At 32.1% G+C, this 21,821-nt stretch carries 19 protein-coding genes; 13 read left to right on the top strand and 6 right to left on the bottom strand.

Annotated features, from left to right (window positions below; genetic code table 11):
• Nucleotide 1: 1 nt before the first annotated feature.
• Nucleotides 2-1,084: a sensor histidine kinase gene (locus Z053_RS0110145; protein WP_025664905.1), complete on the top strand. Its 1,083-nt coding sequence runs from the start codon at nucleotides 2-4 to the stop codon at nucleotides 1,082-1,084.
• Between the two features lie 19 nt (nucleotides 1,085-1,103).
• Here Z053_RS0110145 and Z053_RS0110140 read toward each other — a convergent pair whose 3' ends face one another.
• Nucleotides 1,104-1,775 (bottom strand): SGNH/GDSL hydrolase family protein, encoded by a 672-nt coding sequence (locus tag Z053_RS0110140; RefSeq protein ID WP_025664904.1) that lies wholly within the window; start codon nucleotides 1,773-1,775, stop codon nucleotides 1,104-1,106.
• 261 nt (nucleotides 1,776-2,036) lie between these two features.
• Here Z053_RS0110140 and Z053_RS0110135 point away from each other — a divergent pair, with 261 nt between their 5' ends.
• From Z053_RS0110135 to Z053_RS0110115, 5 genes are all read left to right on the top strand, one after another.
• Nucleotides 2,037-2,858, top strand: a complete 822-nt coding sequence (locus tag Z053_RS0110135; RefSeq protein WP_025664903.1) for a hypothetical protein — start codon at nucleotides 2,037-2,039, stop codon at nucleotides 2,856-2,858.
• 239 nt (nucleotides 2,859-3,097) lie between these two features.
• Nucleotides 3,098-3,994, top strand: coding sequence for a LysR family transcriptional regulator (locus Z053_RS0110130; protein WP_025664902.1), 897 nt, complete (start codon nucleotides 3,098-3,100; stop codon nucleotides 3,992-3,994).
• A gap of 79 nt (nucleotides 3,995-4,073) precedes the next feature.
• Entirely contained in the window at nucleotides 4,074-5,021 is a 948-nt protein-coding gene (locus Z053_RS0110125) for a YeiH family protein (RefSeq protein ID WP_035095775.1), read from the top strand.
• A gap of 476 nt (nucleotides 5,022-5,497) precedes the next feature.
• Entirely contained in the window at nucleotides 5,498-7,702 is a 2,205-nt protein-coding gene (locus Z053_RS0110120) for a PAS domain-containing sensor histidine kinase (RefSeq protein ID WP_025664900.1), read from the top strand.
• Nucleotides 7,699-8,076 carry a response regulator gene (locus tag Z053_RS0110115; protein WP_025664899.1) on the top strand — a complete coding sequence of 126 codons (378 nt, stop codon included), beginning with the start codon at nucleotides 7,699-7,701 and terminating at the stop codon, nucleotides 8,074-8,076. Before Z053_RS0110120 ends, Z053_RS0110115 begins: the two co-directional genes overlap by 4 nt.
• Before the next feature lie 41 nt (nucleotides 8,077-8,117).
• Here Z053_RS0110115 and Z053_RS0110110 read toward each other — a convergent pair whose 3' ends face one another.
• From Z053_RS0110110 to Z053_RS0110100, 3 genes are all read right to left on the bottom strand, one after another.
• Complete coding sequence (locus Z053_RS0110110) at nucleotides 8,118-9,227, bottom strand: DEAD/DEAH box helicase (protein ID WP_025664898.1); 1,110 nt, start codon at nucleotides 9,225-9,227, stop codon at nucleotides 8,118-8,120.
• A gap of 89 nt (nucleotides 9,228-9,316) precedes the next feature.
• A complete protein-coding gene (locus Z053_RS0110105; RefSeq protein WP_025664897.1) occupies nucleotides 9,317-9,706 on the bottom strand; it encodes a hypothetical protein in 390 nt (129 codons plus the stop codon).
• 210 nt (nucleotides 9,707-9,916) lie between these two features.
• On the bottom strand, nucleotides 9,917-10,807 hold the full coding sequence (locus tag Z053_RS0110100; RefSeq protein WP_025664896.1) for a DUF72 domain-containing protein: 891 nt from the start codon (nucleotides 10,805-10,807) through the stop codon (nucleotides 9,917-9,919).
• Between the two features lie 159 nt (nucleotides 10,808-10,966).
• Between Z053_RS0110100 and Z053_RS0110095 the strand changes: the two genes are divergently transcribed.
• The 4 genes from Z053_RS0110095 (at nucleotide 10,967) to Z053_RS31470 (ending at nucleotide 15,881) form a co-directional block, all read left to right on the top strand.
• Nucleotides 10,967-11,704: a LolA-like protein gene (locus tag Z053_RS0110095; protein WP_025664895.1), complete on the top strand. Its 738-nt coding sequence runs from the start codon at nucleotides 10,967-10,969 to the stop codon at nucleotides 11,702-11,704.
• A 66-nt stretch (nucleotides 11,705-11,770) separates the two neighbouring features.
• Nucleotides 11,771-14,839: a WD40/YVTN/BNR-like repeat-containing protein gene (locus Z053_RS0110090; RefSeq protein WP_025664894.1), complete on the top strand. Its 3,069-nt coding sequence runs from the start codon at nucleotides 11,771-11,773 to the stop codon at nucleotides 14,837-14,839.
• Nucleotides 14,840-15,062: 223 nt separating this feature from the next.
• A complete protein-coding gene (locus tag Z053_RS0110085; RefSeq protein WP_025664893.1) occupies nucleotides 15,063-15,467 on the top strand; it encodes a hypothetical protein in 405 nt (134 codons plus the stop codon).
• A gap of 237 nt (nucleotides 15,468-15,704) precedes the next feature.
• On the top strand, nucleotides 15,705-15,881 hold the full coding sequence (locus Z053_RS31470) for a hypothetical protein (protein WP_160112203.1): 177 nt from the start codon (nucleotides 15,705-15,707) through the stop codon (nucleotides 15,879-15,881).
• 51 nt (nucleotides 15,882-15,932) lie between these two features.
• Here the strand turns inward: Z053_RS31470 and Z053_RS0110080 are convergent, their stop codons facing one another.
• Together Z053_RS0110080 and Z053_RS0110075 are read right to left on the bottom strand one after the other, a co-directional pair.
• A complete protein-coding gene (locus tag Z053_RS0110080; RefSeq protein ID WP_025664892.1) occupies nucleotides 15,933-16,886 on the bottom strand; it encodes a phosphoribosylaminoimidazolesuccinocarboxamide synthase in 954 nt (317 codons plus the stop codon).
• Between the two features lie 59 nt (nucleotides 16,887-16,945).
• Entirely contained in the window at nucleotides 16,946-17,902 is a 957-nt protein-coding gene (locus tag Z053_RS0110075; RefSeq protein WP_025664891.1) for a PhoH family protein, read from the bottom strand.
• 265 nt (nucleotides 17,903-18,167) lie between these two features.
• Between Z053_RS0110075 and Z053_RS0110070 the strand changes: the two genes are divergently transcribed.
• From Z053_RS0110070 to gldG, 3 genes are all read left to right on the top strand, one after another.
• Complete coding sequence (locus Z053_RS0110070) at nucleotides 18,168-18,998, top strand: SAM hydrolase/SAM-dependent halogenase family protein (protein ID WP_025664890.1); 831 nt, start codon at nucleotides 18,168-18,170, stop codon at nucleotides 18,996-18,998.
• A 68-nt stretch (nucleotides 18,999-19,066) separates the two neighbouring features.
• Nucleotides 19,067-19,351, top strand: a complete 285-nt coding sequence (locus Z053_RS28305; protein ID WP_035095772.1) for a putative quinol monooxygenase — start codon at nucleotides 19,067-19,069, stop codon at nucleotides 19,349-19,351.
• Between the two features lie 68 nt (nucleotides 19,352-19,419).
• Nucleotides 19,420-21,819, top strand: a complete 2,400-nt coding sequence (gldG, locus tag Z053_RS0110060) for a gliding motility-associated ABC transporter substrate-binding protein GldG (RefSeq protein WP_025664889.1) — start codon at nucleotides 19,420-19,422, stop codon at nucleotides 21,817-21,819.
• The last annotated feature ends 2 nt before the right edge of the window (nucleotides 21,820-21,821 follow it).

Below are 21,821 nucleotides of genomic sequence, written 5' to 3'. Positions count from 1 at the left end.
AATGCTAGATAAAAAACTTTTTAGATTTATAGTTCTCTTTTATATTTTAGCATGTCTTTTTGGTCTTGTCAATGCTCTTTTTCAAAAAATAAGCGGAGTTTCATTTAAATCATTTACCTGGATTGGGCTTATCATGAATTATTTATTTAATTATGGTACTAAGTTCATATTTATCATACTATCGATCATATTTACGAGAGTATATATTATGCGTAAATTCTCTCTACCCATTAGTATTATTATTCATACTTTAATTTCAGTTTTATTATCACTCTATAGCTCTGTTTTGCTACTAGGATATGAGAAATATGTTCTTGGATATACCGATGTTATTGATATTAAACTAATTTTATTAAGGTTAGCTTATAGTTCGAACTTTAACTTTTTTGTCTATTTCACGCTAATCACCATTCTATACGCCTATTATTATTTTAAAAAACAAAAAGATCAGGAAATAAAAGAATCTAATTTAAAAACACAATTACTGGATTCAAAAATTAAAGTCTTACAATCACAGCTACAGCCACATTTTCTATTTAACGCATTAAATGACATCTCTTCCTTAATGGATATTGATATTGAAAAATCGCAAGATGCATTAGCCGATTTAAGTGAAATGTTAAGAAAAACACTAAGTATCAAAGATGTAAAATATATTACTTTAGAAGAAGAGTTATCAATTTTAAACAAATATTTAGGTATTGAAAAACTACGATTTGGAGAAAAATTAAATTTTAAGATTGATATTGCCGATTTTATGCTATTCGAAAAAGTACCACCACTTATCTTACAACCTATTGTAGAAAATTCTATAAAACATGGTTTTTCGTATACTCATGATACCATTATAATTGCTATAAAAATTTTCATGCTCTATGATGATATTGTTTTTGAAATAACTAATAATGGAGCACAATTACAGCAAGAAAAAATTGTTTTCGGTAATGGTATCAGTAATGTTTTAGAACGAATAGACACCTTATATCAAGGTAATTATTCATTTGATATTAGAAATAATAAAAATTCTGGAGTGATCAATAGTATAAAAATACCGAGAATCTTTGAACAAGGTAAGCACTCTTAACGCTTTACAATACAAATAACTACTTCAAAAATAGCGATTCTACAATTACTTTGGCTGCCACTTTACTACCAGATAATGAAGGGTGAAATTGATCTGGGCTGTAATATGAAAAATCGTTGGTCTTATCAAAATGTTGTTTCCATACTTTTCCTACAGGACATAATATCGCTTTATTTTTGATCGCTGCGTCTGTATAGTTTTTAATAACACCATCAAAAGTATGGTAGTATATTCTTGATGGCCATACCATAAAATAAGCCAGTTTTGCACCATTTGCAATACATAGGTTACTATATTCTTTTCCAGAATTAAGAAGCATCTCTCTCCCATCGGTTTGGGACGAAGGGCCTTGCTGTACAATCACAAAATCATATTTCTTTGTTTTAATCAGATGTTGAACCTCTTTATCTGTCCAATGATCTACAATAGCATAATTAGGCTTAGCTAGCATGGTAGTCGTAATCATAATCCCTTTTCTTTTTGCTTCTTGTGTTACTAATCTGGGCAAATTATTACTATACGTCAAACTATTACCTACAAATAAAAGGTCATATTCTTTACCCGGTATATAATGGCCATTGTCTTGCTGATCAGAATTTTCGACACCCGATTCTTGAGTAATATGACTCGATGAGCACGACATACACACTATAAATAATCCTATAAATATCATAATCGTTCTGCTAGTCATTGTGTTTTATTTAGATACAAATAAGTACATAAGTTTATACAAATATTCTGGTTTTAGAGATGAATGATATTGATAATATATTTTTTGATAAGAATACACTAAAAGTAGATATCTATTATTTCTAAAATCACTCAATTCCCAATACCTCATCCAATTTCTAATGAGTTATAACATAACATAATACCCCATAACAAATTGCAATAATCTTTTTACATATAAGATCTATACATTTGGATTTCAAACTTAAACTCACAATACAATATGAAAAGATCATTTTTAAAAAAGAAATCAAAATCATGGGCTGTGCCTGTATGTGTTCTTGTATCCATTTTTATGTTTTTTGCTTGTCAGCATGAAGATGGTGATGAACAAAGAATTGAATCTATCGACCAAGAAGAGGACGCTACATATTCTATGGCTAAGATTTTAATTTCTAACGGAACAGAAGTAGACTTTTTTGCAGTTAAAGGAGAAAAAGGCATCGGTATTGATGAATATACCCGTTCAGAAAATCCTTTGATTAAAATGGATGATAATGAATCCTTTTTGGAGTTATATCTAAAAATAGCTCCGAAAAATGCCGAAATTCCTTATAAATTAATTGAAGATTATGGTGAAGGCGCTCAAAAACTAATCTCTGGAAGAAAAATTACTAACAACATTGGTAAAACACTATCGGTAGACATGAAATCTGTTTCTTTTGAAATAGAAACTAAAGAAAATACAGGTGAAACAAAAAGTAGTTGTTTTCTAGACTGTTATTCTTTATCAGGTAATTCTGGTGGCCCCTATAGAAAATGTAGTTGGAACAAAACTTCTAGTTTTGGGGTAAATGACGGAGGCCATAAAAGGCGTCATATGGAAGCATTTACCAAAGCATGTGATGGTAGATGGGAACACAAATTACAGGTAAGACGTTTTAAAAAATGGAAAACCAAAATCACTAGAACTATTGAGAGCGGATGGACACGAAGAACAAAATATCGAGATATACGCAGGTCTCATAAAATACAAAGAAATACAAAGGGTAATGGTCCCCACGATGCTGATGCTGCATCAAGATTCTGGTCTGGCAAATTCTAGGATACAAATTTTTAGCAGCTTAAATGTTTAATTATCTTAAAAACCGTAAAATACAATTTTATTTTACGGTTTTTTTAAGTGTATTTTTTTCATTACTTCAATTGCAAATTGCATATCTGGTAGGGAATATACAAAGTAAAACGTTATAATTAATACTGCTAAGAAAGAGATTAACGTATCGAAATTTACTTTTTCAATACGTCTTTTTATCGAAAAGCAAATCACTTAAGTATAATCTAATGATCTACAGATTAAAAGTTTTTAAAAAAGTTGCACATTTTCTAAGTTTTACCAAAGCTGCCAAAATGCTTTTTATCACACAACCCGCAATAACGAAACATATTAACGAATTAGAAAAACATTTTGGCAAAGCTTTATTTAACAGACATGGTAACAAAATAAGTTTAACTCCAGAAGGAAAATTACTATTACAATATGCCAACAAAATATTGAGTTTATATAATCAACTAGAAGATGATTTTTTAGCTCTAAACAGTAAATTCCCAGATAAGATCATTATCGGAGCAAGTACCACAATTTCTCAATACATATTACCAAAAATATTATCAAAATTTAAAGCAAAATACAGCACTACCAACATCACTCTTCTCAATAATAATTCTGAACACATAGAATCATCAATTATTAATAAACAGGTAGATATTGGTTTTACAGAAGGAAATACTTCTAATCCACTTCTACATTACGAAACATTTGTGTTAGACGAAATTGTTTTGGTCACCAGTGCAGATAACACCGCATTAAAAAAGCAAGAAATTACTCTAAGAGAATTAAAAAAACTACCATTAATATTGCGAGAAAAAGGTTCTGGCACCAGAAACATTATAAAAGATGCTCTGCAAAATGTAAATGTAGATATTAGCCAATTAACAATTGAGATGACCTTAGGAAGTACAGAAAGTATCAAAACATATTTAATGCACTCAGGCTCCTACTCTTTTCTATCTATTCATTGTATTACAGATGAGTTAATGAATAATAAATTAAAAATCATTGATATTACTTCTTTTACTATCAAGCGTGTTTTTCATATGGTGAATTTACATGGAGAATATTCGAATACTGTAGAAAAAACAAAGCGCTTCTTTGCTGCCCATTATAACCTAATGGAATAAGGGATTACAAATTGTAATGAAATTTATTCTGTGAAAACGTTCAAATTTGCATCTACGATCCAGTATTAACAAGACGTAGATGAATTTTTTAAAGAAAGAAAAGGCGATTCGACCAATCAGAATAATTATATTTTCTCTAATTATAATAGCATGTTTATCTTCAGTTATAAATAGTTCTGTAGCCTTATTATTAGGTTTTATATTTACCAATGTATTCGGGAATCGATTTCTTGTATTTAATAACAAAGCCATTAGCTTTTTACTACAACTTGCTATTATCGGAATTGGTTTTAACCTCAATATTCAAGAAACCCTCGTTATTGGCCAAAATGGTTTTATGTATATCATGTTCTTTGTGATTTTTGCTTTATGCATTGGTATTGTATTAGGGAAAACCTTTAAAGTCGAACAAAAAACAGCTCATCTAATTTCTTCTGGAACTGCTATCTGTGGTGGGAGTGCTATTGCTGCAATAGCATCTACAATAAATGCCCCAAAAGAAGATATTTCTATTGCTTTAAGTATAGTTTTTATTCTTAATGCAATAGCGCTATTAGTTTTTCCAACTCTAGGGCACATATTTAATTTATCCGAATATCAATTTGGTTTATGGAGCGCTATTGCCATTCATGATACCAGTTCTGTGGTTGGTGCTGCGCAAATCTACGGAGAAGAAGCCTTAAAAATAGCTACAATCATTAAGTTGGTTAAGACGTTGTGGATTGTCCCGGTAGCTATTTTTTCTTCTCTGCTATTCAAGGGTGAATTCCATTCAAAAAAAATACCCTGGTTTATAATAATCTTTGTTTTAACAATTATCATAAATAGTTATTCATCTATCTCTAGTACAATTACAAATTCGGTATATATGATTTCAAAATCAATATTTGTAGTAGTTCTCTTTCTTGTAGGAATGAATTTATCTATTTCTAAAATAAAAGTGGTTGGATGGAAACCCGCAGTTCTGGGAATATCGACATGGTTTATCATATCAACAATCTCGTTACTCATAATACTTAATTTATAAATGAATCAGAGAATAAGTAGGTATAGCGCATCTGATGCGTTTATTAAAAACCCTTTTTTATGTTCCCTTTTTAAGTATATACAGGCTCCATATATATCTGGAGAGGTATAGTAATAGTATCTGAATCCACCTAAAAATAAGTCGGTTGTTTTTTTTTGGTTAGGTAGTATTTACTATTTATGGTAAGCTCTCTAAAGCTAATTTTAGAGAGCTTTTCTTTATTTTTCAAGATCAAGGTTACAATATTTTTGTTTTATATACTTCAAAATATCTCTATCGTTCCAATGAGTTACAAAAACATTAATATTCACATTATCAGAAATATCTGTAATTATTCCTGTATTTTATGAAGAAACACTACGAGCAAAGTTTAAGGTATCTCAACTATGATACAAGGAAAATTATTTTTTTGAAGTCAATTCCAAACAGAGAATTACAAATCATTTTGTAACTTTAAGTAGAATTAACCAGTACGTATGTCTTTAACTTTACAAAAATTTGGGATTTCATCAGAAAAAACATTACTATTTCTTTTTATTCTAAAAAAAGATGGAGAAATAATTTCTTTCAATAATAGGTGCGAACTATTATTTCCTCTTGATAAAAATAAAATTGAAGGAAAATTCATTACCGATTTTATAATTGATAAAGATGTATCTGTATTTTTAAATTCGACATCTGGTTTATCTAATAGTAATCCACTTATCAATGTATCTTTAAGCTTTCCTACAGAAAATCAAGGAGTAGTCTCTATAAAATTTGATTTCAAACTACATAATGATTTAATTTATGCAACAGGAATAGATACTACAGAAGAACACAAAGAACATAGGGCATTATTAACCATTTCAAAATTAGCCAAAACAGGTGCCTGGTATTTTAATCCCAAGAATAATGAAATGTATTGGTCAGATGGATGTTACTTAATAAGCGAATTAAGTTCCTGTACTCCTATAACAAGAGAAAAAGAAATTAGTTTTTATCCCGAAGATGCCAGAGTGAGAATAAAAAGTTTCCTCGACAACCTTATCAAAGACAAGGAAACTTATGAGTATACAGAAAAAATTATTACCGAAAAAGGAAATGAGAAATGGATTAGAGTTGTAGGGCAACCTGTTATTTATAAAGATGAAGTCGTATACGTAAACGGAACTATCACAGACGTTACAGATCGGTACAATTACATTGAAAAGCTGAAATACAGTGAAGAGACCAAACATTTAGCTTTAAAAGGAATACAATCTGGATTGTTTGATTATCATGTTAAGAACAATGAAGTTTTTTATAGTTCGGATTTTAAAAAAATGTTGGGATTACCTTTGGATCAGGATTTTGTAGCAGAAGAAGAGTTTAGAAAAATGATACATCCAGATGATGTAGCAAAAATGCTTAAAAGGAGACATGATAACTTTAATCAAGAAGGTAATTACTATTATAATTATTATCGGCTTAAGCATATTAATGAAGGATATCGTCATTATGAGGTGTACGGTTTCAAAAGAAAAAACGCAAAGGGAGAAATAACCCGAATGATTGGTAATTTGATCGATGTTCATCAAAAAAAGATTAATGAAAAGACTATCGTAGAAAGTAAAAACCGATTACTAGCAATTGTTAATAACGGATTTGCATATACAATTCTGTTAGATACAAAAGGGATAATCCTAATGACTGATGAAAAATCGGTAAAAATTATAAAAAGAGACTTTAATGTAAATCCAAATCAAGTTTCTTGTCGTTTTATAGATGTTATGCCCCTTAATTTCAAGAATTCCTTTGCTCATGAATTTAATGAAGCTCTAAAAGGAAATATTGTAAAAAAAGAAATAGAGCGCATTACTCATAAGGGTGATTTGCAATGGCTAGAAGCCAAATACACTCCTGTTTTTGATCATGAAAAGAAAGTAAACTCTGTTCTTGTTAGTTTTCTGGATATTACAGAACGAAAACTGGCAGAAATAGCAATTAAAGAATCACATATTAAAGAACAGGAGTTGAATAGTCTTAAATCAAATATATTATCCAATTTTAGCCATGAAATAAGAACTCCGCTAAATGGTATAATGACAGTAAGTAAACTCCTATTAGACGAGGAAAAACCTGATGAAAGAGAAAAACTTCTGGAGTATTTGGAAGAAAGTAAAAACAGACTGCTCGACACTATCAATAACTTATCTAATTTTAGCGAAATCGAAGCTATAAAAAAGAATATAAACGTACAAAAATTAGACATTAACTATACCATAGAAACTTCGTACAGAGAATATAAGCATATGGCCGAAGCGAAGGAATTAACGTATCAATTAGAACTCGATCAAACCAGTCCACAGGTTAACATTGATAAAGATTTATTTAGAGCTGCGATAAATAATATTATCCATAATGCAATTAAATACACTAATAAAGGAAGCATAATTATTAAAGTTAATTCTCAAAATTCAAAAAATAATGTTTATATTTCAATAACTGATACTGGTATTGGAATAGATAACGAGAATCTTAAGAAAATTTTTGATCCTTTTATGCAAGAAAGTATTGGTATGAGTCGTAAATATGAAGGAACCGGTATCGGACTAAGCTTATCTAAGCGATATATTGAAATCCTGGAAGGGAAAATAAAAGTTAAAAGTAAAATAGGTAAGGGTACCGAATTTAATATTATAATTCCAAAATGCCTATGAATGTTCTCTACGTAGAAGATAATAAAATAAACGCAATGGTAATGGATAAAATGTTATCCAGAAATGATTCTAATGTTATTATTGCAGAAAATGGTTCACAAGCCCTTAAAGTTGTGAAGGAAGAAGTGCTGGATCTTATTTTGGTTGATATTAATCTTGGCCTTAATCAAATGGATGGCTGTGAATTACTTCAAAGATTTCGCAAACTGGATATCCTCAAAAACATTCCTGTTTTTGCAGTAACAGCTTATGCTATGCCTGGCGATGAGCAACGTTTTATTAATATCGGGTTTGATGATTACTTCTCTAAGCCTGTAAATTTTGACCAACTTTTATCGGTAATATCAAAAATAAGTACATCACAAACAACATAATTGTAGAAAGAATTATAAGAATCAAAAACTATAGTTTTTGATTATCTAACCTGGTTAAATCGTATCCCAAGTTGTTTTTCTAGTTCTCTTATAACCTGCACCTCTGATTTGGTTATTAGAGCTAAGGATAAACCTGTTTTTCCTGCTCTGGCTGTTCTACCACTTCTGTGTGTATAATATTCTATTTGATCCGGCAATTGATAATGAACAACAAAAGCTAGATTAGCAACATCGATACCTCTTGCTGCAACATCTGTAGATACTAGTAATTGTAACGTTTTTTTCCTAAACGCTCTCATTACTTTATCTCTATCTTTTTGTGTCATTTCTCCTTCGAGAAGGCCTACTTCATAATTTTTAGCTTTTAGTTGTTTATGAAGTACTCGGGCGGCAGCTTTAGTTTTTGTGAAAATAATTCCCCTACCTCCTTTTTGCGTTTTCAGAAAATACGCAAGCGTATCTAATTTATTAACCTCATCACCTACAACAAATTGATGTTGTATCCCTTTATTAACTGCATCATCTTTATCAATACTTATTTGTACTGCACTTTTACTAACATAAGAATTTATAATTTCGTTTAGAGAAGACGGCATCGTAGCAGAAAAAAGCCAAACATTTCTATTTCCTTTGGTTTTGGACAAAATTGTAGTTAGATCCTTCTTAAACCCCATACTTAACATTTCATCCGCCTCATCCATAACCAACGTCTTTATTTCAGAAATATCGACCGCTTTCCTATTCATCAAATCTATAAGTCTGCCTGGTGTTGCTACAATAATATGTGTAGGTCTTTTTAATCTCGAAAGTTGTTTTTCAATTTTTTCGCCACCATATACCGATTCGGTAAAAATCTTATCTGTATACTTAGTGAACTTAAAAAGTTGTTTTGCTATCTGTTGACCCAATTCGCGAGTAGGTGCCAAAACTAAAGCCTGAACATGTTTTTTAGAAGGGTCAATCCGGGATAATAATGGAATTCCAAAAGCTGCAGTTTTTCCAGTTCCGGTTTGAGCTTTCCCAATAAAATCGGTTTGCTGACTCATTAAAACAGGAATTGCCTGTTCTTGAATCTTTGTAGGATTTGTAATTCCCATCTCCTTAAGACCTTTATTAAGATCTTTGGGTACTCCTAACTCTAAAAACGTCATACATATCTGATTTAAGTTGCAAAAGTAATTGAATATCTATTCATAATTCAACTTAATCAAAAAATAACCAGCTTAATTGTTAAATCCTACTAACAAGCAATACTCATAAAATAATCAAAGAGTTGTTTTTTCATACTTAATCCCTTTTTATGAAAATGAGATTTATTCATGCAAAACCCACCAGAGCAGTTAAAATCAGACCCTTCGTCAGAGAATATGATATCTAACAAAACTACGTCATTAGCATGATCATGATCTGCATGATCATTTTCGGTTTCAACGACATTAAAATCGTAAGAAAAAACCTTCTTTTTAGAAAATACATGATTTTGGATTAAAATAGGCTGATCGGTAAGAAAAGAAAATATATTTTCCTGTTCGTGATTAGAATGATTGATGGTAGTACTAGATTGAGAATTAGCTAGATTAGCAATTAACAAAAAAACAAATATAAGAGGATAGCGTAAAAGTTTATTCATACAGTTGATATTTAAGGGACCATGAGTAATTATAACTGAATTCAAAACAATAATATTAAGTAATTTCCTACAATATTAATTTTAAATTCATCGGCAAAATACACATATGTTCGCTTAAAAGCAACAAAAACTAAACTTTTAACATTTACAAAAGAAGGTAATACCGTTAAATCATAAGAAAAACCTACCTGATAGCTCCATAGCTCTATGCTAAAATAATTTGAGATCGTCTGATAAATGGTTTGGCAAACCTAATTGTGTTCCTAAATGATCATTTAATTCTTTAATGAAGTACTTAGACAGTAAGGGGGATTCTACCTCCAAATTTTGATGTACAAAAAAGTGTATATGGTTAATCCCTTCATCTTTCCAGGTAGAAAGTCGCTTTACCCAGTCATCTAGCCTTGTATAATCTGTTTTGTGATTTGCTCCAACATATCTCACAAAAGCTTCATCATTGGTTAAACGCATATGAAGTAAATCTCTTCTACCCGCCGTATCTGTAATGATATTCGATATATTATTACTTTCAAGAAGGCTATATAATTCACCAGCTACCGTTACATCATTAAACCAATCTGTATGCCTAAATTCTACGGCCAAACGTATTTCTTTAGGCCATTTTTCTATAAATCGAATAACTCTATCAAAATTTTTAGGAGCAAAATTACCATGCATTTGTAAAAATATGGTTCCTAACTTTTCTTTTAAGTGAATTGCATTAGATAAATATTCATCTACATAAGGCGCTACATCTTCATTTAATCTTTTTAGATGAGAAATATTCTGTACGAGTTTTGGAAAAAATTTAAATCCTTCTGGAGTTTTATCGTACCATTTTTTAAACTGATCTTCAGGAAAAATCCTATAAAATGTAGCATTCAATTCAATACTATTAAACTGTCTCGAATAATACTCTAGTTCATCCTTTGTTCCTCTGGGGTAAAATCCTTTTAAATCTTGCCTGTTCCACTTGGCACAACCAACATAAGTTGATAAACTTCCTTTTGCTGTAGTATTTAAAACTCTTACCGTATCCTTATGATCATCTGGTAAGCTAAAATCTATGATATCAGGGTGTTCTACTTTGCCAAATTTCATGCATTTGCTTTTTTATATTTATGTGATGAAAATTAATTAAAAAAATAAGATTCTGAACAATTACTTTGCTCCTATAACTATAAAAATATCTAAAAAAGTGTAACAAAAATGTTACTAGATTGACTAATTGTTACAACAACATCATAAAAATCACAACTAATGAATGCTTTAAAATCTATTACAGTAGCTCTTGTACTAGCTATCTCAACATCGTTCTATGCACAAACTGCAGATGAAATAGTTAATAATTACTTCGAAAATACAGGGGGAAAAGAAAATTGGGAAAAACTAGAAGGCATTACTATGAAAGGAGTAATGAAAATGCAAGGGATGGAAATTCCTTTTGAACAAGTTATGATGAAAGATGGACGCCAGTCTACTACAATCGAACTACAAGGAAATAAAATGATCTGGGCCGCATATGACGGAAAAACTTCATGGTCTAGAAATCAACAAACTATGGAAGCTGAAAAGAGTGACAATGAAGCTACAGAAAATATGAAGAAGCAAATCAAAGATTGGCCTTCTCCATTTTTAAATTATAAAGAAAAAGGGTATGCAATAGAGCTTATAGGTAAGGAAACTGTAGATGGAACAGAGACTTTTAAAATAAAGGTAACCAAAGATCCAATTACTGTTAATGGTCAATCACAACCTAATATTTCTCATTACTATTTTGATACCGAAAATTTTGTACCTATCATAGTTGAAGAAGAGATTCAGGAAGGTCCAATGAAAGGTCAGAAAATAAAAATGTCTATTAGTGATTACCAGGAAGTAGAAGGACTATACTTTCCTTTCTCACAAAGTAGTCAATTCCAAAGCATGGATTTCAAGGAGTTTGATCTCAATCCAGAAGTAGAAGCTGCATTATTCGCTTTCCCAGAAGGAAAATAAACACAAATTATAATCCCCAAATCAAAAATTTGGGGATTTTTTATTCTAAATAAACAACCAGTAATTATGAACAAACAATTTATAATTGCAAGCTTGGCTATACTCTTTTCCATACACTTGCAAGCACAGGAAGTTGTTCTAAAAGGCAAAGAACTATTCGGAAACCTTGAAGCACGACAAATCGGACCCGCCCTCATGAGTGGTCGGATTATAGATTTAGAAAATCACCCTACCAACGATAGAATACTATATGCCGGTACTGCTGGTGGTGGAGTTTGGAAATCCTCGAATGGGGGAGCAAGCTTCTCCTCTGTATTCGATGATCATGCACAATCAATAGGAGTAGTAAAAATTGATCCTAATGATCCAGATAATACTATCTGGGTAGGAACAGGTGAAATATGGACCAGAAACAGTGTTTCTATCGGTGATGGGTTATATAAATCCACAGATGGAGGGGCAAATTGGAAAAAAATGGGGTTTGAAAACTCAGAACGAATTGGTAGTATAGAGATTAATCCCAAAAACTCTAATGAAATTTATGTTGGAGTCTTAGGGGCTTTATGGGGAGATAGTGAAGAAAGAGGAGTATACAAAACGGTAGATGGAGGAAAAACCTGGAATAAGATACTTTATGTTAATGAAAAAACAGGAGTTAATGACCTTATAATGGATCCCAACGATCCTAATACGCTTTATGCAGCGATGTGGGAGTTTAGAAGAACCGCTTGGGGATTTAATTCAGGAGGACCTAATAGCGCATTGTACAAATCTACAGATGCCGGAAAAACATGGAATAAAATCCATAACGGTTTTCCTAAAGGTGATCTGGGGAGATTTGCATTGGCAATAGCCCCCTCTAACCCCAAAATAGTATACGCAGTAGTAGAAAGTAAAGAAGATAAAGGACTATATCGCTCTGATGATGCAGGAGCCAGTTGGAAATTATTAAATGGAGATTTTGGTTTGGTAGTTAGACCTTTCTATTTCTCAAGAATCGTCGTAGATCCAAAAAATCCGGATATTCTGGTTAAAGGAGGGTTGTTTGGATCTATCTCTAGAGACGGAGGAAAAACCTTCAAAAACCTGGGAAATATGCATGCAGATATACATGATGTTGTTTTTGACATCAACAACTCAGATCGAATGTATGTAGGAACCGATGGTGGAGTATACAGAAGTTGGGATGGTGGATCTACAATGGATATGGTAGATAATTTACCAATTTCTCAGTTCTATCATATTAGTGTAGATAATGAAGAGCCTTACAATATCTATGGAGGCCTACAAGATAATGGTTCCTGGTGGGGACCATCTTCTTCTCCAGGAGGTATAGAAGCACGTGATTGGAATCGCGTTGGATATGGAGATGGATTCAGAGTATTAAAACACCCAACCAAGAATATTATTTATTCTGAAATGCAAGGAGCACAAAATGTATGGAGATATGATGTAGATAAGAATTACACCAAAAACATTGCTCCTCTACCTATTAAAGGAGAAGTTGATCTACGCTTTAACTGGAATGCTCCAATGGCAGTGAGTAACCATCAACCGGATCGGTTTTATATGGGTAGTCAATTCCTTCATGTAAGTGATGATATGGGCGACAACTGGAAAAAAATATCACCAGATCTTACTACCAATGATCCTGCAAAACAAGATAAAGAATCAGGAGGTATCTCTACAGATAAGTCGGGAGCCGAAACACATACTACAATTTTTACAATTGCAGAATCCCCAATTGATCAAAAAGTAATTTGGGTAGGAACCGATGATGGTAATGTGCAGGTTACTCAAGATGGTGGAGCAACCTGGATTAATACAGTAGCCAATATTCAAGGATTACCAAAAAATACCTGGGTATATCACATAGAAGCTAGTTCACATCATAAAGGAACGGCATATGCTGTGTTTGATGGTCATGCATCGGGAGATATGAACACCTATGTATATAAAACCTCTGATTTTGGAAAAACATGGAAATCCCTGGTGACAGATGAAATCATAGGGTTTGCAAGAAATATTCAGGAAGATTATGTAAATGAAGACCTACTATACTTAGGAACCGAATTTGGATTATTTATATCCATAAATGGTGGTAAAAACTGGTCGCGCTTCACCAATAATATGCCTGCTGCTGCTGTTCATTTTATTGATCTACAGAAAAAAACTAATGATCTTGTATTAGGGACCCACGGTAGAGGTGTTATCATTATTGATGATATCTCCCCTCTAAGGCAAATAAATCAAGAAATTCTTGCCAAAGATGTTCACTTTTTTAATACTAAACCTTCAATAATCAAAGAAGAAGGTGGTTTTGGTGGAGGAAGTACAGAACTTCAATTTACAGGAGATAATCCAAGCTCTTCTGCAAAAATTATCTACTACCTCAAAAAGAGACATACTTTTGGAAAAATGACGCTATCTGTACAAGATCAAAATGGTACCGAGATAGTAAGTCTTGTTCCCGGAAAAGCTAAAGGTATCAATATAGTAACCTGGAATTTCAGGAAAAAAGGACCTAAAGTAGCTGCTGGAAAAACATTTACCTTTGGTGGATTTACTGCGCCAAGAGCTTCTGAAGGCACTTATAAAATAGTACTTAAGAAAGGTAAAAAACAATATGAAAGTACCATAACGCTACAAAATGACCCTACTTCTTTAATATCAGAAAAAGGCAGAATTGCTCATAATAAAACAACGCAAGAGTTATTTAACGATATGGAAGATCTGGCATATCTGGTTCATAAAATTGATCAAAATATAAAGAAAGCCGAAGCAGTATTAAAAAAAGACCCAGCTTCACAAAAAGTTACTTCTGCAGCTGTTAAAGAATTAAATGCATTAAAAGAAACTCTGGTAGTCACTACAGGTGATAATTATGTTGATGAAGCCGAACCTCAACTAAGAGAAAAATTATCTGATTTATATGGCGAAGTGGCAGAACAGTTCGAAAAACCTTCTTTTGCCCAATTAGAAAATCAGGAAGTATTAGAGGCTAGATTAAATGAAGCTAAGGCTGCATACGAAAAAATAAATGGTAAGCAGGTAGCAAAATTTAACAAATACCTTGAAAAATCTGGTGAAACTCCTGCCAAAATTTTAAGCAAAGAAGAATTCATAAAGAAATAAACGAAAAAACACCCTGTTATACAAAAGCCCTCTATATAGAGGGCTTTTATTATAAATAACTTATTGTTAAGGTAATGTAGCACGAAAATAAAAAGATTAGATTAGTATAACAAAACACTCCATATATGCAACTCTTTTATTGTTTATAAGTCGTTTAAAACTCTAAACATAGTCTTGATTTTTAAGCATAACAAATACTTATTTTTAGTAAACCTTCTTTATTATGGAAAACAGGGAAACAAATTTATTGGCAATACGACCACAGTTATTAAATGCAAGAGTTTCTGAAAACATGTCTAATGATGAACAATTTCAGAACAAAACGATTAGACCTATTATAAAATTACAGGGAGACCTATTGATCGAAGTATTTAAAAACTATATTAAAAAAAGAAAGAATACTTTCTATGAGTTATCCTTAGAAAAACGCTTTGATTTTATAGAGAATGCTATCCAAAAGGATATGAAATTCAGAAATAGTTTAAAAGGAATGATTATAGGGCAATTCACTGTAGAAGAATACCAGATCTATATGAAAAACTCTTCTGCGTTAAACAAACGAATGATGAGTATCGTAAAAGAGCGCTTACAAGATAATATACAATTGTTAGAATATAAGGTGGCTTAACATCTTAACATTCTTAAAAAACTGACTTTCGTAGGATAAGTTTTAATTCATTTTTGATGATAGGCTTGATTTTAATACAAACCATATAAAAAACCTTCAAATCATAGGTTATCAAGTCTTTTTTCAAATCATTGACATGGTTTTTTATTTCAAAAATCAACTACCTTACATTGCATGACATACACCGTATGCCATCATAGTAATTAGGTAATTATTAATCTTAAAAATCCAAAAATCATGCTAACAAACATTTTACATCTCGAAGGAGCTCAACAGTTAAACAGAAAGCAACAATCATCTATTAATGGAGGAGATATAGATCCTGTATGTATGCCACATGACAATGGCGTTTGTTATCGATGTGGCTCTTTTTGCAGAGAATTACAGTGCCAAGAGCCAGATTGTAATGAATAAAGATTAAATTTTGCTAATCCGTAATAAGGACAAAAAGTTAGATGCTAACATCTAACTTTTTGTCTTTAGATAATCAAGTACATTCTCTTCTATCCTTCCCTGTATATCAGAGACATCTTCTTTTATAAAAGATACTCCTGTTATATTTTCATATAATTCGATATATCGCTCAGAGACAGAACTAATATATTCATCTGTCATTTCGGGAATCTGTTGGCCTTCTTTACCTTGAAAACCATTACTAATTAACCATTGTCTTACGAATTCTTTAGACAGTTGTTTTTGTGATTCTCCATTCTGTTGTCGTTCTTCATATCCTTCAGCATAAAAATAACGAGAAGAATCCGGAGTATGAATTTCATCAATCAATACAATTTGACCCTCTTTTGTTTTCCCAAACTCATATTTGGTATCCACAAGGATCAATCCTCTTTTGGCAGCGATCTCTGTTCCTCTTTGAAAAAGTTTACGAGTATAATCTTCAAGAATCAAATAATCTTCTTCAGAAACGATTCCTTTTGACAAAATCTCTTCTCTAGAAATATCCTCATCATGCTCTCCATTATCAGCTTTGGTAGAAGGTGTTATAATAGGTTCAGGAAATTTATCATTTTCTTTCATTCCATCTGGCATTGCAACACCACATAGTATTCGTTTACCGACCTTATATTCTCTTGCTGCATGACCAGATAAATATCCGCGAATTACCATCTCTACTTTAAAAGGGTCACAGAGGTGCCCTACTGCTACATTAGGATCTGGAGTGGCTATTAACCAATTTGGCACCAAATCTTCGGTTTCTTTCATCATCTTGGTTGCAATTTGATTAAGAATCTGCCCTTTAAAAGGAATTCCTCTTGGCATAACTACATCAAATGCAGATAAACGATCAGTAGCAATCATTACCAAAAGTTCATCATTTATACTATATACTTCTCTTACTTTTCCCTTGTATACCGATTTTTGATTAGGAAAATTATAGTTTGTATCTACAATTGTATTCATTACTTAGGTTTCGGGTTTCTGGCTTTAATTTCAATTAGAAACTAAAAACCTGAAACTATTTATCCATTTCTATTTTCAATTTCTTTATAGGCTGCAATTACCTTTTTCACTAATCTATGACGAATCACATCTTTATCGTCCAGATAAATCATACCAATTCCCTGAATATTCTTAAGTACCAGTAAAGCTTCTTTAAGTCCAGAAGTAACTCTTCTTGGTAAATCTATTTGCCCAGGGTCTCCGGTAATAATAAACTTAGCATTCTTACCCATACGTGTCAGAAACATCTTCATCTGTGCATGTGTTGTATTTTGAGCTTCATCAAGGATTACAAAAGCATTATCTAATGTTCTACCACGCATAAATGCCATAGGAGCAATTTGTATAACTCCTTTTTCTATAAAACTATCTAGTTTTTCATTAGGAATCATATCCCGTAAAGCATCATACAAAGGCTGCATATATGGATCCAGCTTCTCTTTAAGATCTCCTGGTAAGAATCCAAGATTTTCGCCGGCTTCTACTGCAGGACGAGTAAGAATAATACGTCTAACCTGTTTCTCTTTTAGTGCTCTAACGGCTAATGCAACTCCTGTATACGTTTTTCCGGTACCGGCTGGTCCTATAGCAAAAACCATATCATTTTTATTACAGGATTCTACTAGTTTACGCTGGTTAGCTGTTTGGGCTTTAATTAATTTACCTCCTACCCCATGCACCAACGTTTCTCCACTATTAGCCGATGTTTCGTAATCTGCTTTACTTTCACTAGTGAGTACACGTTCGATTACATTTTCATCCAGTTTATTGTATTTACTAAAATGTTCAAGAAGCATATTAAGACGCATATCAAACTCTTCGAGCATATCTTCATCTCCATACACTTTCATTTTACTGCCTCTTGCTACAATTTTTAACTTCGGGAAGTATTTTTTTAATAATTGAATATTGCTATTCTGAAGTCCGAAAAACTCTCTCGGATTGATTTCTGTAAGTTCTATAATAAGTTCGTTCAAAAGCTATACGAATTTTAGTATGATTTTTTTTTAGGATTGACTAAGTTTGCTAAAGTTGTTCAAGTTTTTGTCGGGAAAACAAAATAGAAATTTAAAACGAAGCAAAATGTTTATATCGTCACTATATGAATCAGTGATCAAAAAAACAGTAAATACGATGGTTTTATCATCATTTTGTTGTCCAAAGAAAAGCTTTGAATAACTTCAAAACAAATTTACATATTTTTAAGTGCTTACAACTAAAAGATATTAACAATTCTTATACATGCCAATTATTACCTTAACTACAGATTTTGGAATCAAAGATCATTTTGTATCTGCGGTTAAAGGGGCTATTTATACCGAATTGCCAGATGCCAAAGTTGTTGACATATCCCATGAAATCTCACCTTTTCATATAACAGAAGCCGCATATATCATACAAAATGCTTATAAAAGTTTTCCCAAAGGAAGTATTCATATCATAGGGATCGATAGTGAACCTAATCCAGAAAATAAACATATTGCTGTAAAACTAGATGAACATTATTTTATATGCGCTAATAATGGACTGGTAGGTTTAATCACATCAGAATTTAATCCTGAGAAGGTCGTCGAAATAAATATTCATGATGCCATTGTTTCTAATTTTCCTGTGTTAGATGTTTTTGTTGCTGTGGCCTGTCATATTGCCCGAGGTGGTACACTAGAAGTTATTGGAAAAACTATCTCAGAAATCAAAACCATAAAAGGGATTACTCCTATTGTAAATCTTGGAGATAAGCAGATTGTAGGTAGCATTATCTATATCGACAATTATGGTAATTTGGTTACCAACATTACACGTAAGTTATTTGATGAGATAGGTAAAGGACGAAAATTTAAAATCACAGCACGTACAGCGGTATTTGAAAATGTATATAATAGATATAGTGATGCTATAAATTTTGATATCGAAAAAAGTAAGCGAGAAGAAGATGGTAAAAAATTAGCCGTCTTTAATTCTTCAGGATACTTAGAACTAGCTATTTATAAGAGTAACCCTAAAACTGTTGGAGGAGCCTCTAGTCTCTTTGGATTATATTACAGGGATACGGTAAGCATTAGTTTTGAATAAATTAATATCTAAAAAGAATCGAGAATAAACTGTAAAACCCTTGTAGGTATACTTTTGAAAATTAAAAAATGATAATACGAATCGTAAAAATGGGATTCTTACCCGATCAAATTGATGCTTTTTTAGAGAACTTTAAGCAAAATAAAGAGAAGATCAGAAATTTTGAAGGGTGTAGCCATCTAAAATTAATAAGAGATATAAGTCAAACCAATCAATTTTTCACTTATAGTCATTGGGAATCCGAAGAACATCTCAATAACTATAGAAACTCTACGTTATTCAAAGGAGTTTGGGCAAATACCAAAAATAAATTTAGCCAAAGGCCCGAAGCTTGGAGCGTAACCGAAGTTTAAAGTTTATCACATCTGGTTTCAGATTTTCCTGATACCACAAACTTAAAAACCTCAATCCTAAAAAAACTATGTTTGCATTAATACGAAAAGAAATCAATACCTTTTTCTCCTCTGCCGTAGGGTATTTGGTGATTGCTATATTTTTAATTCTTAACGGACTCTTTTTATGGGTCTTTAAAGGGCAATTTAATATTTTGGATAGCGGGTTTGCCGATCTTTCGCCATTTTTTCAGATTGCTCCATGGATATTGCTATTTCTTATCCCTGCTGTAACCATGAGAAGTTTTGCAGAAGAAAAGAGACAGGGAACTTTAGAGGTCTTGATTACAAAACCAATTAAAAACTGGCAACTGGTATTAGGAAAATATCTGGGTAGTTTATCCTTAATCCTAATTGCCTTGATCCCTAGTCTCCTTTATATACTTACTATTTATCAGTTAGGAAAACCAATAGGCAATCTCGATATCGGCAGCACGATAGGTTCCTACATTGCGCTGCTATTACTTGCAGCATCCTATACTGCAATGGGTATATTTTCTTCTTCGATTACCAACAATCAAATTGTTGCCTTTTTGATTGCTCTGTTTCTGTGTTTCGTTTTTTATTTTGGTTTTAGCGGACTTGCAAATTACAACTTGCCAGAAGCAATACATACTTTCCTAGAACAACTAGGAATGCAATTGCATTACGAACGCATAAGTCAAGGTATTTTAGACACTAGAGATATCTTTTATTTTTTAAGTAGTATTCTATTATTTGTAGTTCTTACTATTATCATTCTTAAAAAAGGTACTGCCAAGCAAAAAATCAAACCTATTGGTATTACACTAATCCTTACCATCATTTTATTTTTGACAGGAAACTCATTATACAATCGTTTTGATCTTACCCAAGATGGTCGTTTTACACTTTCTGAAGCTACAAAAAACCTAGTTAAAGAAGCTGCTGCTCCTGTTGTTATCGATGTACTACTAGAAGGAAATTTCCCTTCAGAGTTTAGACGTTTACAGTCTGAAACTAAACAAATTTTAGAAGAGTTTAATGTCATAAACCCTAATATCCAGCACATTTTCACCAATCCACTAGAAGAAGAAGAAATACGTGCCCAAACCATTACAGAATTACAAAAGTTTGGTCTAACCCCAATGGAGGTTAGCGTACAGCAAAACGGAAAAACCGAAACCGAAACCTTAGTTCCCTGGGCTATTCTAAGCTATCAAAACCGAAGCGTAAAGATTTCTTTAATCAAAAATACTATTGGAGCTACTTCCGAAGAAAGAGTAAATAGTTCTATTCAACAATTAGAATATGCTTTTGCAGATGGTTTAACCAAGTTACTACATCCTAAAAAACATAAAATTGCTGTGCTTAAAGGAAATGGGCAATTACCCGATATCAAAATTGCCGATTTTATCAAAACCTTGCAAGATTACTATTTTGTTGGAGCATTTACTCTGGATTCGGTATCGAGCAATCCCACAAAGACATTAAACGAGTTGCAAAAATTTGATATGATTATCAATGCTAAACCCACAAAAGCTTTTTCTGAAAAAGAAAAATATGTATTGGATCAATTTGTAATGAACGGAGGAAAGTCATTGTGGCTATTAGAATCTGTAGCTATGGAAATCGATAGTTTAATGAATCCTGAAGGATCCTCTGTTGCGATTATGCAGGATCTAAGATTAGGGGACGCTTTATTTTCTTACGGACTAAGAGTTAATCCCGTCTTGGTAAACGATTTATATTCTGCACCACTGGTATTAGCTTCTGGGCAAGGTAATAATACTCAATTTACTCCATATCCCTGGTTTTACGGATCATTAACCAAAAGTACTGGCAACCACCCTATTATTAAAAATACAGAATCTGTAAAATTTGAGTTTTCGAACCAGATTGACACCCTAAAAAATGGTATAAAAAAGACGATACTACTTACAAGTTCTGATAAATCTAAAATAGAAGGGGTACCCAAAGAAATACGATTAGAAAATATTATTAGAAAAAAACCAGATATTGCTAGCTATAACGAAGGACCTCAAAACCTAGCGGTGTTACTCGAGGGAAGTTTTAAATCTACCTATAAAGATCGAATAAAGCCATATAAAATACAAGATCACAAAGATAAGAGTGTTTCTACAAAAATGATCGTTATTGCCGATGGTGATATTATTAAAAACCAAACGAGAAAAGGACAACCAATAGAGTTAGGTTTTGATCCTACCATGAATCTAAAATATGGAAATAAAGAGTTTCTATTAAACGCAGTAAATTACTTGTTAGATGATTCTGGTCTTATCGAAATTAGGAGTAAAGAAGTCAAAATTTCATTTCTGAATGTAGAAAAAGTTGTTGCCAGTAAAACGCTATGGCAAGTTATCAATATATTGGTTCCTTTATTTATCCTTGCCATTTTCGGGTTTTTATTTTCGTTTATCAGAAAGAAAAAGTATAGAAAAATTGTTTAAAA

The sequence above is a fragment of the Aquimarina megaterium XH134 genome, assembly GCF_000520975.1.
In the GTDB taxonomy this organism is placed as follows: Bacteria; Bacteroidota; Bacteroidia; order Flavobacteriales; family Flavobacteriaceae; genus Aquimarina; species Aquimarina megaterium.
Note: the sequence above shows the minus strand (reverse complement) of the source record. Positions and strands in the feature narration are given on the sequence as shown.

Excerpts from the sequence above, each read along its gene's own strand:
- Z053_RS28305 (WP_035095772.1), top strand. The coding sequence starts at position 19,067 with ATGATAATACGAATCGTAAAAATGGGATTCTTACCCGATCAAATTGAT.
- Z053_RS0110115 (WP_025664899.1), top strand. The coding sequence starts at position 7,699 with ATGAATGTTCTCTACGTAGAAGATAATAAAATAAACGCAATGGTAATG.
- Z053_RS0110110 (WP_025664898.1), bottom strand. The coding sequence starts at position 9,227 with ATGACGTTTTTAGAGTTAGGAGTACCCAAAGATCTTAATAAAGGTCTT.
- Z053_RS0110145 (WP_025664905.1), top strand. The coding sequence starts at position 2 with ATGCTAGATAAAAAACTTTTTAGATTTATAGTTCTCTTTTATATTTTA.
- Z053_RS0110090 (WP_025664894.1), top strand. The coding sequence starts at position 11,771 with ATGAACAAACAATTTATAATTGCAAGCTTGGCTATACTCTTTTCCATA.
- Z053_RS0110130 (WP_025664902.1), top strand. The coding sequence starts at position 3,098 with ATGATCTACAGATTAAAAGTTTTTAAAAAAGTTGCACATTTTCTAAGT.
- Z053_RS0110135 (WP_025664903.1), top strand. The coding sequence starts at position 2,037 with ATGAAAAGATCATTTTTAAAAAAGAAATCAAAATCATGGGCTGTGCCT.
- Z053_RS0110125 (WP_035095775.1), top strand. The coding sequence starts at position 4,074 with ATGAATTTTTTAAAGAAAGAAAAGGCGATTCGACCAATCAGAATAATT.
- Z053_RS0110100 (WP_025664896.1), bottom strand. The coding sequence starts at position 10,807 with ATGAAATTTGGCAAAGTAGAACACCCTGATATCATAGATTTTAGCTTA.
- gldG (WP_025664889.1), top strand. The coding sequence starts at position 19,420 with ATGTTTGCATTAATACGAAAAGAAATCAATACCTTTTTCTCCTCTGCC.
- Z053_RS0110140 (WP_025664904.1), bottom strand. The coding sequence starts at position 1,775 with ATGACTAGCAGAACGATTATGATATTTATAGGATTATTTATAGTGTGT.
- Z053_RS0110085 (WP_025664893.1), top strand. The coding sequence starts at position 15,063 with ATGGAAAACAGGGAAACAAATTTATTGGCAATACGACCACAGTTATTA.
- Z053_RS0110120 (WP_025664900.1), top strand. The coding sequence starts at position 5,498 with ATGTCTTTAACTTTACAAAAATTTGGGATTTCATCAGAAAAAACATTA.
- Z053_RS0110105 (WP_025664897.1), bottom strand. The coding sequence starts at position 9,706 with ATGAATAAACTTTTACGCTATCCTCTTATATTTGTTTTTTTGTTAATT.
- Z053_RS31470 (WP_160112203.1), top strand. The coding sequence starts at position 15,705 with ATGCTAACAAACATTTTACATCTCGAAGGAGCTCAACAGTTAAACAGA.
- Z053_RS0110080 (WP_025664892.1), bottom strand. The coding sequence starts at position 16,886 with ATGAATACAATTGTAGATACAAACTATAATTTTCCTAATCAAAAATCG.
- Z053_RS0110095 (WP_025664895.1), top strand. The coding sequence starts at position 10,967 with ATGAATGCTTTAAAATCTATTACAGTAGCTCTTGTACTAGCTATCTCA.
- Z053_RS0110070 (WP_025664890.1), top strand. The coding sequence starts at position 18,168 with ATGCCAATTATTACCTTAACTACAGATTTTGGAATCAAAGATCATTTT.